Origin of the sequence: Streptacidiphilus neutrinimicus (assembly GCF_000787815.1) — a bacterium.
GTDB lineage: Bacteria > Actinomycetota > Actinomycetes > Streptomycetales > Streptomycetaceae > Streptacidiphilus > Streptacidiphilus neutrinimicus.
This window is the reverse complement of record NZ_BBPO01000130.1, coordinates 1-12,219: the sequence shown is the minus strand read 5'-3', so window position 1 is coordinate 12,219 and position 12,219 is coordinate 1. Positions and strand designations below refer to the sequence as shown.

11 protein-coding genes are annotated in these 12,219 nt (G+C 72.5%); 3 read left to right on the top strand and 8 right to left on the bottom strand.

Annotated elements, in window-relative coordinates; all coding sequences use genetic code 11:
- Positions 1-102 precede the first annotated feature (102 nt).
- Positions 103-387 (top strand): hypothetical protein, encoded by a 285-nt coding sequence (locus TR48_RS36905; RefSeq protein WP_042375015.1) that lies wholly within the window; start codon positions 103-105, stop codon positions 385-387.
- 3 nt (positions 388-390) lie between these two features.
- Here the strand turns inward: TR48_RS36905 and der are convergent, their stop codons facing one another.
- The 4 genes from der to TR48_RS36885 form a co-directional block, all read right to left on the bottom strand.
- The gene (der, locus tag TR48_RS36900) at positions 391-1,854 is read right to left on the bottom strand and encodes a ribosome biogenesis GTPase Der (RefSeq protein ID WP_042375014.1); all 1,464 of its coding nucleotides are present in this window, start codon (positions 1,852-1,854) and stop codon (positions 391-393) included.
- Between the two features lie 66 nt (positions 1,855-1,920).
- Positions 1,921-2,619, bottom strand: coding sequence for a (d)CMP kinase (gene cmk / locus TR48_RS36895; RefSeq protein WP_042375013.1), 699 nt, complete (start codon positions 2,617-2,619; stop codon positions 1,921-1,923).
- Positions 2,620-2,731: 112 nt separating this feature from the next.
- Complete coding sequence (locus TR48_RS36890) at positions 2,732-3,814, bottom strand: prephenate dehydrogenase (protein WP_042375011.1); 1,083 nt, start codon at positions 3,812-3,814, stop codon at positions 2,732-2,734.
- 221 nt (positions 3,815-4,035) lie between these two features.
- The gene (locus TR48_RS36885) at positions 4,036-5,160 is read right to left on the bottom strand and encodes a M24 family metallopeptidase (RefSeq protein ID WP_042375010.1); all 1,125 of its coding nucleotides are present in this window, start codon (positions 5,158-5,160) and stop codon (positions 4,036-4,038) included.
- 108 nt (positions 5,161-5,268) lie between these two features.
- Between TR48_RS36885 and TR48_RS36880 the strand changes: the two genes are divergently transcribed.
- Together TR48_RS36880 and TR48_RS36875 are read left to right on the top strand one after the other, a co-directional pair.
- Positions 5,269-5,607, top strand: a complete 339-nt coding sequence (locus TR48_RS36880; RefSeq protein ID WP_042375009.1) for a DUF952 domain-containing protein — start codon at positions 5,269-5,271, stop codon at positions 5,605-5,607.
- 166 nt (positions 5,608-5,773) lie between these two features.
- On the top strand, positions 5,774-7,906 hold the full coding sequence (locus TR48_RS36875; protein WP_052443355.1) for a hypothetical protein: 2,133 nt from the start codon (positions 5,774-5,776) through the stop codon (positions 7,904-7,906).
- Positions 7,907-7,961: 55 nt separating this feature from the next.
- On the opposite strand, the gene TR48_RS36870 is transcribed toward TR48_RS36875, so the two are convergent.
- The 4 genes from TR48_RS36870 to scpB form a co-directional block, all read right to left on the bottom strand.
- Positions 7,962-9,458: a DHA2 family efflux MFS transporter permease subunit gene (locus TR48_RS36870; protein ID WP_042375008.1), complete on the bottom strand. Its 1,497-nt coding sequence runs from the start codon at positions 9,456-9,458 to the stop codon at positions 7,962-7,964.
- Positions 9,459-9,579: 121 nt separating this feature from the next.
- Positions 9,580-10,182, bottom strand: coding sequence for a TetR/AcrR family transcriptional regulator (locus TR48_RS36865; protein ID WP_042375007.1), 603 nt, complete (start codon positions 10,180-10,182; stop codon positions 9,580-9,582).
- A gap of 4 nt (positions 10,183-10,186) precedes the next feature.
- A complete protein-coding gene (locus TR48_RS36860; RefSeq protein WP_042375005.1) occupies positions 10,187-11,212 on the bottom strand; it encodes a pseudouridine synthase in 1,026 nt (341 codons plus the stop codon).
- Positions 11,213-11,282: 70 nt separating this feature from the next.
- On the bottom strand, positions 11,283-12,095 hold the full coding sequence (gene scpB, locus TR48_RS36855; RefSeq protein WP_439654528.1) for an SMC-Scp complex subunit ScpB: 813 nt from the start codon (positions 12,093-12,095) through the stop codon (positions 11,283-11,285).
- Between the last annotated feature and the right edge of the window lie 124 nt (positions 12,096-12,219).

The following is a 12,219-nucleotide window of genomic DNA, read 5'->3' as shown; positions in this document are numbered from 1 at the left end:
GCTCTGCCGAGCTGCGGCGGAGCCGCAGCTCGGCAGAGCCCCGCGCCCCTAAAGGTTGCAGCGAACCCGCATCTTGAGAGCTGATGTCTCGTTGGCCATGGCGTGCAAGCCTTCGAGACCTACCCCACCGCTCCCCGCCTCGCCTGGCCCGCCACGACCGCGATTCCGGCCATGCGGCCGGCGTTCGAGCGCAGCGCCGAGCGGGACACGCCCATCTACGACGCGCTCTACGCCGAGTTCCGACGGCTCTTCCGGTCGCTGCCGGGGGACCGCACCGGGGAGGAGAACTTCAGGCTCCCCTACTTCGCCGACTTTACGGCGCCCCACACGCCGCAGACCCCCGGGCGGCACCGCAGCCGACTCTCGCTGCCGCCCGGATCCGCGTGAGGGCTACTTCTTCTTGGCGTTGCGCTTCTCGCGCACCCGGACCGAGATGGAGATCGGGGTGCCGACGAACCCGAACTCCTCGCGCAGGCGGCGCTCGATGAAGCGTCGGTAGCCCGCCTCGATGAAGCCGGAGGCGAACAGCACGAAGCGCGGGGGCTTCGTGCCGGCCTGGGTGCCGAACAGGATGCGAGGCTGCTTGCCACCGCGCACGGGGTGCGGGTGGGCGGCCACCAGCTCGCCGAGGAAGGCGTTGAGGCGACCCGTCGGGACACGGGTCTCCCAGCCCTCCAGCGCGGCCTCGATCGCCGGGACGAGCTTCTCCATGTGGCGGCCGGTGCGGGCGGAGACGTTGACCCGGGGCGCCCACTGGACCTGGACCAGGTCCTGCTCGATCTCGCGCTCGAGGTAGTAGCGGCGCTCCTCGTCGAGGCGGTCCCACTTGTTGTAGGCGATGACCACCGCGCGACCGGCCTCGACGGCCATGGAGATGATGCGGGTGTCCTGCTCGGCGAGGGGCTCGCTGGCGTCGACGAGGACGACGGCGACCTCCGCCTTCTCCAGCGCCGCCGCGGTGCGCAGCGAGGCGTAGAAGTCCGCGCCTGCGGTCTGGTGGACGCGGCGGCGAATGCCGGCGGTGTCGATGAACTTCCAGGTCTTGCCGCCGAGGGTGATCATCTCGTCGACCGGGTCGCGGGTGGTGCCGGCGAGCTCGTTGACGACCACGCGGTCCTCGCCGGCGACCTTGTTGAGCAGGCTGGACTTGCCAACGTTCGGGCGGCCGATCAGGGCCACGCGGCGCGGGCCGCCGAGGACCTGGACGCCGAACTCCTGCTGCGGCGCCTCGGGCAGCGCCTCCAGGACGGCGTCGAGCATGTCGCCGGAGCCGCGGCCGTGCAGGGCGGAGACGGGGTAGGGCTCGCCGAGGCCGAGGTTCCACAGCGCGGCGGCGTCGGCCTCGGCGGAGGGGCCGTCGACCTTGTTGGCGCAGAGCACCACGGGCTTGCCGGACCGGCGGATCAGCTTGACCAGCGCGTCGTCCGTGTCGGTAGCGCCGACGACGGCGTCGACGACGAACAGAACCGCGTCGGCGGCCTGGATGCCCTGCTCGGCCTGCTGGGCGACCAGGCCCTCGAGGCCCAGCGCGTCGATCTCCCAGCCGCCGGTGTCGACGACCTTGAACCTGCGGCCGTTCCAGTTGGCGTCGTAGCTGACCCGGTCGCGGGTCACCCCGGGCCGGTCCTCGACGACCGCCTCGCGGCGGCCGATGATGCGGTTGACCAGGGTGGACTTGCCGACGTTCGGGCGGCCGACGACGGCGAGCACCGGCATCGGCAGGTGGTCCTCGTCGAGGTTGCCGATCTCGTCGAGGTCGAAGCCCTCCTCCTGGGCGAGCTGCATGAACTCGGCGTACTCGGCGTCGCCCAGCTCGCCGTGCCCGGCCACGTGCCCGACGTTCTCGTTACTCATGTGCGCGGTGCCAACTCTCGTATTCGGCTGTCTGGTGGCGTAGGGGGCTGCCTGGCCTGGGGAGGCTCAGCCCAGTCGGGCGGCGGCGCGCTCGCGCACCAGCCCGATGATGTGCGTGATGACCTGCTCGGGGCTCATCTCGCTGGTGTCGACCTCGACGGCGTCGTCGGCCTTGCGCAGCGGCGCGGTGGCGCGGCCGGAGTCCGCGGCGTCGCGGCGGTTGATGTCGGCCAGGATGGCGGCTATCTCGTGCGGGTCGCTGACCCCGAGCTGCGCGGCGCGGCGGGTGGCGCGGGTCTCGGCGGAGGCGGTGAGGAAGACCTTCAGGTCCGCCCGGGGGAAGACGACGGTGCCCATGTCGCGGCCCTCGGCGACGATGCCGCGCGGGGCGGCGAGCGCGGAGGCGCGCTGCAGCTCGACCATCCGGGTCCGCACCTCCGGCACGGCGCTGACGGCGCTGACCGCGGCGGTGACGGCCTGCTCGCGGATCGGGCCGGAGACGTCGAGGCCGTCCACCGTGATGGTGGGGCCTTCGGCGTCGGTGCCGGAGACCACGTGGGGCTTGTCGGCGGCGACCGCCACCGCGGCCGCGTCGTCGACGTCGACCTCGTTGGTCAGCATCCAGAACGTGACGGCCCGGTACATCGCGCCGGTGTCCAGGAAGCTCAGGCCCAGGCGTGCGGCGATCTCCCGCGAGACGGTCGACTTTCCGGTGCCGGCGGGGCCGTCGAGCACGACGACGACCGGGGCAGAGGAGTTGTCCACGGGGCGGCTTCCTTAACGACGCGGGGGCATGGGTCCACGTCAAGGTTACCGTCCGCGACCACCCGTCCGGCCGCTTCCGGCCCGCGGCCGTCGGCGGGCGGTCGGCCGCCGGTCAGCGCAGGTGCCAGCCGTGCTCGCGCAGGGCGGCCGTCAGGGCTGGTACGGCGACCGGGGCGATGCTGAGCTTGACCAGTCCGGCCTGCTGGCCGGTGGAGTGCTCGATGGCGACGTCCTCGATGTTGACCCCGGCCCGGCCCGCGTCGGCGAAGAGACGGGCGAGCTCGCCCGGCTGGTCGCCGATGAGGACGGTGAGCTCCTCGTAGCGGGTGGGCGGCGCGCCGTGCTTGCCCGGGATCCGGGCGCGCCCGGCGTTGCCGCGGCGCAGCACGTCCTCGACGGCGACGGCGCCCTCGCCGCGCTTGGCCTCGTCGGCTGCCTGGAGGGCACGCAGTCCCGCGACGGCGCCGGTGAGGTCGACCGCGAGGGCCTCGAGGGTGTCGGCGACGGCGCCCGCGTTCGCGCTGAGGATCTCCACCCACATCGCCGGGTTGGATCCGGCGATCCGAGTGGTGTCGCGGATGCCGGGGCCGGCCAGGCGCACGGCGTTCTCGGCGGCGTGCTCCAGCCGCGCCGCCACGAGGGAGGCGACGACCTGCGGGGTGTGCGAGACGAGCGCGACGGCGCGGTCGTGGGCGGCGGCGTCCATCAGGACGGGGACGGCTCCGCAGAGGGCGACGAGTTCGAGCGCGGCGTTGAGGGTGTCGGTGGAGGTGTCCGGCATGGGCGTGAGCACCCAGGTGCGGCCGTCGAAGAGGTCGGAGCGGGCGGCGAGGGGCCCGCTGCGCTCGGCGCCCGCCATCGGGTGGCTGCCGACGTAGCTGGCGGTGTCGCAGCCGAGCGCGACGACGTCCTGCCGGGGGCCGTCCTTGACGCTGGCCACGTCGGTGTAGGCGCGGGCGAGGCCCTCGCGCTGCGCGTCGGCGAGGACGCGGCCGACGAGCGCGGGCGGGACGGCGATGATCGCGAGGTCGACGGGCCCGGTGGGCGGCTCGGTCGTCCCGGCCCCCAGCGACGCCGCGGTGCGGGCGGCGTCGGGGTCCGCGTCCCGCAGGTGGACCGTCATCCCGCGCTCGCTGAGCGCGAGGGCGGCGGAGGTGCCGATCAGTCCGGTGCCGATCACGACGGCGGTGCGCATGCGGGGTACGTCCTGTCGGTCTCTGGGTCCCTACGGGGACATCATCGCCGATCTTGGCCGACGGCGTCGCGGCGGCCGATCGGATCGTGGCGCAGTCCGATCCGATCGGCGAAGCCGCAGACCGCCACCGTAACGGGGCCGATACCGTGCGGAAACCCGTGTCCGCTGGGCAAGACGGGGCGGCCTCACGGGCTCCGCGGGGCCTCACGGGCTCCGCGACGTCACCCGGCGAGGATGCGGAGCTCCCGGCTGGTCAGGTTGAGGCGCTCGCCGCCGTCCTCGGTGCAGACGGCGATGTCCTCGATGCGGGCGCCGAACTCGCCGGGCAGGTAGATGCCGGGCTCGATGGAGAAGGCCATGCCGGGCTCCAGCGGCAGCGGGGAGCCGGCGACGATGTAGGGCTCCTCGTGGGTCTCCAGGCCGATGCCGTGGCCGGTGCGGTGGATGAAGGACTCGCCGAAGCCCGCCTTGGCGATGAGGTCGCGGCCGACGGCGTCCAACTGCTCGGCGGTGATGCCGGGCGCGACCGCGTCGCACTGTTCCTTCTGCGCGTGCAGGAGGACCTCGTAGAGGGTCTCGTAGCGCTCGGGCGGGCGGCCGACGCAGTAGTTGCGCGTGGAGTCGGAGCAGTAGCCGGAGGGCATCGTGCCGCCGATGTCGACGACGACCGGCTCCCCGGGCCGGATGACGCGGTCGGAGACCTCCGCGTGCGGGGAGGCGCCGTTGGGGCCGGAGGCGACGATGACGAAGTCGACCCGGGCGTGACCGGAGGCGATGATCGCGTCGGCGACGTCGCGGCCGACCTCGCGTTCGGTCCGGCCGGGGCGCAGCCACTCCTCCATCGCGGAGTGGACCTTGTCGATGGCCTCGGCGGCCTCCAGCAGCGCGGCGACCTCGGCAGCGCTCTTGCGCATCCGCAGCTCGCCCAGCACGCCGCCGGCGAGGGCCTGCCCGACTCCGGGCAGGGCGCTGCGGAAGCCGAGGACCTTCTCGGCGAACATGTGGTTGTCCAGGCCCACGCGGCGGATGCCGGAGGGGAGGCGGGAGGCGAGGAGGGCGTAGGGGTCCTCGGTCTCGCGCCAGGGGACGATCTCCAGGTCCAGCGCGCCGGCGGGGGACGCCTCGGCCGCGGGCTGTTCCAGCAGCGGGACGACGAGGAACGGCTCGCCCTCGACGGGGACGGCGAGGCAGGTGAGCCGTTCCAGCGGGAGGGCCTCGTAGCCGGTGAGGTAGCGCAGGTCGGCCCCGGGGGTGATCAGCAGGGCGTCGAGCCCGGCGACGCGGGCGCCGATCCGTGCGCGGGCGATCCGGTCTGCGGGAGAGCTGTGACTCGCATCGTGTGCCATGGCATCCAGTCCACCACGTCGCCACCGGCCACGCAGTCGGTCCACGCGAGCGCACGCGGTCGCGTCGACGCACTACTCGGCGGGCTCCGACTGGGGTACAAACAGGACATGCTCTTCCACCTCACGCCGCTGGACGCATGGCTGGAACATCCGGACCGCCCCTACACCACGCCCTCGCTGGCCCTGGAGGGCTTCATCCACTGCTCCACGGACGAGGACCAGGCGCTGGAGGTGGCCAACGCCCGGTTCCGCGCCGCGCCCGGACCGCTCATGGTGCTGCTGGTCGACGAGGGCGTGCTGGACGCGCCGGTGCGCTGGGAGGAGGCCAAGGACGGCGGCACGTACCCGCACGTCTACGGGCCGGTCAACCGGGCCGCCGTGGTCGGGATGCTGGAGGTGCGGCGGGACGCGGAGGGACGCTGGGCCTCGCTGGCCCTCTGGAGCTGATCCCGGCCACCGGGTCTCCCGCCGCCGGGTGGTGAGCGTCCGTCAGTTCACGTGCGGGACATATGGCGTACCCGTGCGCCCTCTTTCGCGTTCGCTTCTCGCGTGCCACTGTGGTCCGTCACGTTCTACGCGCGTCATGGACACACGACCACTACGAGGGAGCAGGATGCGCACGAGCAAGGTTGTGGCCCTGGCGGTGGCCGCCGGGCTGGGCATCGGGGGCGCCGCGGCGATCCCGGCGACTGCCGCCCCGCAGCCCTCGCCGCAGCACCACGCGGCGGGCTGCACGCTTGACACGGCCAACCCCGGCCTCAAGCACGTGATCTACTTGCAGTTCGACAACGTGCACTTCACCCGGGACAACCCGAACGTGCCGTCGGACCTGGAGCAGATGCCCCATCTGCTGAACTTCCTGACGTCCAACGGCCTGGTGGACACCGACCACCACACGCCGCTGATCGCGCACACCGGCAACGACATCCTGACGTCGCTGACCGGCCTGTACGGCGACCGGCACGGCCAGGCGGTGGCCAACTCCTACCGGTACTTCAACCCGGACGGCACCACCAACAGCGCGGCGAGCTTCGCCTACTGGACCGACGGCGTGGCCGACGCCTCGGTGCCCACCCCGAGCGACCCGAGCTACACGATGGTGACGCCGCAGGGCAAGAACACCCCGGCGCCATGGGTCTCGTACACCCGGGCCGGCTGCGACTACGGCGCCGTCTCCGTGGCCAACACGGTCCTGGAGAACACCACCGTCGACATCAACAAGGTCTTCGGCGCGAACTCGGCCGAGGCGGCCGAGGCCAAGGCCAACCCGGGCCTGGCGCAGACGGACTACGTCGGCATCGGCATCCACTGCGCCAAGGTGTCGAAGCTGTGCAAGGCGGCGGGCACCGGCGCCTCCCCCGACCTGCTGCCGGACGAGCCCGGCGGCTACCACGGCTACCAGGCGCTGTTCGGCGCCAAGTCGGTGGACCCGGCCATCTCGGCCACCGGCGTGGTCAAGTCGACCGACGGCACGCCGATCACCGACGCCAAGGGCAACCCGGGCTTCCCCGGCTTCGACTCGATGAGCGCGGCCAACTCGCTCGGCTACGTGGCGCAGATGCAGGAGTCCGGCGTACCGGTCACCTTCGCCTACATCTCCGACGCCCATGACCGGCACGTCGCGCCCTACGGCGCGTTCGGCCCGGGCGAGGCCGGGTACGTCGGGCAGCTGAAGACGTACGACAACGCCTTCGCGGCCTTCTTCTCGCGGCTCGCCAAGGACGGCATCAGCACCAGGAACACCGAGTTCGTGGTCACCTCGGACGAGAACGACCACTTCGTGGGCGGCAAGCCGAGCCCGGCGAACTGCGACGGCGTCACCGTCCCGTGCACCTACCAGCAGATCGGCGAGATCAACGCCAACGCGAACGGTCTGCTGGCGACCGAGCAGGGTGTGACCACCCCGTTCGCGCTGCACTCGGACTCCGCGCCGAACTTCTACGTCACGGGCGACCCGGCTCAGAACGACCCGAAGACCCGGACGCTGGAGCAGGCCTGGTCCAAGGTCACGGCGGTCAACCCGATCACCGGGAAAACCGACACGGTCAACCAGTACCTGGCCGACCAGACGGAGATGAAGCTGCTCCACATGGTCACCGGCGACGCGGCCCGCACCCCGACGTTCACCTCGTTCGCGAACCCGGACTACTACGTCTACGGCGCGGCGGCGAACTGCAAGTCGACGTGTGTGGCACTCGGTCCGTCCTACGCGTGGAACCACGGCGACTTCTCCCGCGACATCAACACCACCTGGCTGGGCCTGGCCGGCCCGGGTGTGAAGCACCTGGGCGTCACCGGCAAGGTCTGGTCCGACCACACCGACATCCGGCCGACGCTGCTGGCGCTGACCGGCCTGCGCAGCGACTACCGCGGCGACGGCGTGGTGCTGACCCCGTTCCTGGAGACCAGGGCCCTGCACGGCACGCTCCGCACGAGCGAGCGCCAGTACGCGCAGCTGGCGGCCGCCTACAAGCAGATCGACGCGGGTGTGGGCGCGTTCGCCGCGGCCACACTGGAGCTGTCCGAGAAGGGCGTCTCCTCGACCTCGGCGGGTGACGCCACCTACCGCGCCGACGAGGCCATCCTCGCCACGCTCGGCAACGAGCGCGACGCGCTGGCCGGCCAGATCGCGGCGGCCCTGGACGGTGCGGCCACCGGCCGCCACCGGATCTCGGACGCCACGGCGGACCGCCTGGTCGAGGCGGCCCACCTGCTGATCAACCAGGCGCAGGCCGCCGGCGCGTAGTCCGCGACGGCGACCCCACCGGGACCCGCGCCCGTCCCGTCCGCATGAAGCACCGTCACATGTGGACGGCGACGGGCGCGTTCACGTCCTGCTGCACCCTGCCGCGGCGGTAGAGGACCGCGGACAGGACCAGGCCGGCGGCGAAGAACCCGGCCGACCACCAGTAGGCGGTGGCGTAGCTGTGCAGCTGCGCGTCGGCCAGGTTCACCGGGGAGGGCAGCCGCCCCGTCATGTAGTGGGCTCCCGCGCTGGTGGCGAGGGTGTTGAGCAGCGCGGTGCCGATCGAACCGCCGATCTGCTGCGTGGTGTTGACGGCGGCCGAGGCGACGCCCGCGTCCTGCTCGCCGATCCGGTCGGTGGCCAGGCTCATCGCGACCGGCATGATCAGGCCCAGGCCGAAGCCCATGACCAGCAGGGGCGGCAGCACCGCCGAGGCGTAGGAGCTGTGCTGGCCGAGGCCGGTGAACCAGACCATGGCGATCGCGGCGAGCGCCATGCCGAACGGGACGAGCGGCTTGGGGCCGATGCGGGGCAGCAGCACGAGCGTGGCCAGCTGCGCGGAGACCATCAGCGCGCCGATCATCGGCAGGAAGCCGAGGCCGGTCTGCACCGGGCTGTAGTGGAGCGTCTCCTGCAGGTAGTAGGTCAGGAAGAGGAAGACGCCGAACATGCCCGCGCTGGTGATGCCGGAGGCGAGGAAGGACGCGCCACGGTTGCGGTCCAGCAGCACGCGCAGCGGGAGCAGCGGGTGCTCGGCGCGGGTCTGCCACCACGCGAAGACGGCCAGCAGCACGCCGCCGACGGCGAGGAAGCCCCAGGTCTGCGGGGAGCTCCAGCTGTGCGAGTCGGCGTTGGAGAAGCCGTAGACCAGGCCGAAGAGACCGCCGGAGACCAGCACGGTGCCCGGGAGGTCCAGCTTGGGCCGGTCGGCGGGCCGTCCGTTGCGCAGGAAGGCGAGGCCTCCGGCGAGGGCGAGGGCCGCGAAGAAGAGGTTGACGAAGAGGGTCCAGCGCCAGTTCAGGTGCTCCGTCAGCAGCCCGCCCAGCAGCAGGCCGATGCCGCCGCCCGCGCCCGCGATGGCGCCGTAGATGCCGAACGCCTTGGCGCGCTCGCGCGCGTCGGTGAAGGTGGTGTTGAGGATCGAGAGCGCGGCGGGGGCGAGCAGCGCGCCGAAGAGGCCCTGGAGCGCGCGGCCGGTGACGAGGACGGAGAAGTCCCCTGCGGCCCCGGCGAGCGCGGAGGCGGCCGCGAAGCCGCCGACGCCGACCAGGAAGACGATCTTGCGGCCGAAGAGGTCGGCGAGACGTCCGCCGAGCAGCAGCAGCGAGCCGAAGGCCAGCGCGTAGGCGGTGACCACCCACTGCCGGTCGGCGTTGGAGAAGCCCAGGGCCTGCTGGGCCGAGGGCAGGGCGATGTTCACGATCGTGCCGTCGAGCACCACCATCAACTGCGCGAGGCCGATGACCGCCAGCGCCCACCAGCGGCGACCGCTGGGCGCCTGCTGGGCACGGTCCGCGGCAGCGCTCGCGCGGGTCAGCGCTGTCTGCGACATGGATCCTCCTATCGAATGAACGAAACGGTTTCGTACTCGCCCTCGGCCACAAGCATACGCCCATCGAAACGGATTCGTTTCGATGGGCGTATGTGAGCGCCGTCTCAGCTGTTCGGAGGGCTCAGCTGTTCAGGAGCGCCGGGAGGACGACGGCGTCGACGTAGGCCTTCATGTAGTCCGGGTCGGCGAAGGTGTCGTCGAGGATCTTGCGGGCCGGCAGCGCGCCGACGAGCGCATGGGCGAGGAACTTGCCCGCGGCCGCGCCGGCGCGCACCTCGCCGCGCTCCACCGCCCGGTCGATCACCTGCTCCAGCACCCGGCGCATCGGCTCGACCAGCATCGCCCGCAGCGCGGCGCCCAGGTCCTCGTTGGCCTGCACCGCGTGCATCACCGCGCTCATGAAGACGGTGTCGTCCTCGAGGTCCGTCCCGGCGTCGGCCAGGGCGAACAGGTCGCCGCGGAGGCTGCCGGTGTCGATCCCCTCATAGGGCAGCGGCTTGGTGTGCCGCATCGCCGAGGCGACCAGCTCCGGCTTGCCCTCCCGCCACTGCCGGTACAGCGTCGCCTTGCTGACGTGGGCTCGGGCGGCGACCGCGTCCATGGTCAGCGAGTCGTAGCCGTGCTCCCGCACCAGCGCGATGACGTGCTCGTATAGCTCCGCCTCCCGCTCGGGCGTGAGCCGGCCGCGTCCGGCCGTCGCCTGCCGCGCCGTCGCCTGCGTCATCCGCTCACAGCCCCACGGACTTCATCAGCTGACCGACCTCCGGGTTGGTCAGGCGGCGCAGCCAGCCGGACTTCTGGTCGCCGAGCGCGATCGGGCCGAACTGCGTGCGCACCAGCTTCTCCACCGGGAACCCGGCCTCGGCCAGCATGCGGCGCACGATGTGCTTGCGGCCCTCGTGCAGAGTCACCTCGACCAGGTAGTTCTTGCCGACGTTCTGGATGACCTTGAAGTCGTCCGCGCGCGCCCAGCCGTCCTCCAGCTCGACGCCGTTCTTCAGCTGCTTGCCCAGATCGCGCGGGATCGGACCCTGGATGGCGGCGAGGTAGGTCTTCTGCACGCCGTACTTGGGGTGGGTCAGCCGGTGGGCCAGCTCGCCGTGGTTGGTGAGCAGGATGATGCCCTCGGTCTCGGTGTCCAGACGGCCGACGTGGAACAGCCGCGTCTCGCGGTTGTTCACGTAGTCGCCCAGGCACTGACGGCCGTCCGGGTCCTCCATCGTCGCCACGACGCCGGCGGGCTTGTTCAGCGCGAAGAACAGGAACGACTGGGTGGCCACGGTCAGGCCGTCGACCTCGATCTTGTCCGAGTTCGCGTTCACGCGCTTGCCCTGCTCGCGCACGACCTCGCCGTTGACCATGACGCGGCCCTGCTCGATCAGCTCCTCACAGGCGCGGCGGCTGCCCATGCCCGCACGGGCCAGCACCTTCTGCAGGCGCTCGCCCTCGAGCTCGCTCTTCGCCGTCGGCTTCGACGGCCGGTCGTGCCGGGCCCGCACCGCGTCCTCGACGCGCGCCTGCAGCTCGCGCGGACGCGAGGGCGCGGTCTTGCGCGGGCCGGCGCCGTACCGCGGCTTCGCGTCCGGGCCGCCGCCGAACTCCGGACGGTCGTAACGACGCTCCTCCGGGCGCGGCGTGCCCTTCCCGCTGCCGCGGCCACCGCTCTGGGCGCGGCGCGCGCCGCCGCCCTGCTGGCCCTGACCGCCCTTGCGGGCGCCGCCGCTGCTGCTGTTCCTGCTGTTACCGCTACGCATCAAAAACCCGCTGCCCGGTCTGTTCGTCGTCCGTCGTCTGTCAGGCTGCTGCCTGTCGATCTGCTGCCTGTCAATCTGCCGCCGCGACCGCCTCGGCGATCGCGGCCCCCTCCTGCGAGTCCGCTTCCACGTCGTCGGCCTCGGGGAGGAACGGGGCCAGCTCCGGCAGCTCGTCCAGGCCGCGCAGCCCCATCCGTTCCAGGAAGTAGTGAGTGGTCCGGTACAGGTAAGCCCCCGTCTCCGGCTCCGTGCCGGACTCCTCGACCAGACCTCTCTGTACCAGGGTACGCATCACGCCGTCACAGTTCACACCACGCACGGCGGAGACCCGGGAACGGGAGACCGGTTGCCGGTACGCGATGACCGCCAGCGTCTCCAGCGCGGCCTGCGTCAGACGGGCCTGCTGACCGTCCAGCACGAACCGGTCCACGACGGGCGCGCACACCGCCCGCGTGTAGAAACGCCACCCCCCGGCGACGAACCGCAGCTCGAACCCGCGCTGCTGGGCGTCGTACTCCTCCGCGAGCTCCGCGAGGGCGGCGGCGACGAGCTTCTTGGGCCGGTCCAGCACCTCCGCGAGCCGCGCGGCGGTGGTGGGCTCGTCCACCACCATCAACACGGCCTCCAGCGCGGCCTTCAACGGCACCTCAGCCAGCGGGTCGCCCGGCTCCTCCCCTTCGCCGGCGTCCCCGGCCCGTCGCCCACCCCGCCGCGCCGCCGGCACGGCGGCGGGCGCGACCGGGAGCTCGGCCGGCGCTTGGCCCCCGCGCGCGAGCGGCTCCACCCACTCATCCGACTCAGCCGGAGCAGGGGCCTCGGGCCCGGGCACTCCCCCCGGCTCCGCCGGAGCCGGGGCCGGGTCTGAGGACGGGGCGGGGTGCATCGCCGCAGGCGGGGCCCCGGCCGGGGGCCGGGCCTGCGACGGCAGGGGCTCGGCGGTGGCCCCGCCCGTCCGCGCGAACGGCTCTGCCCACGCGTCCGGCTCGGCCGTCGGCTCTGCCTCGGCG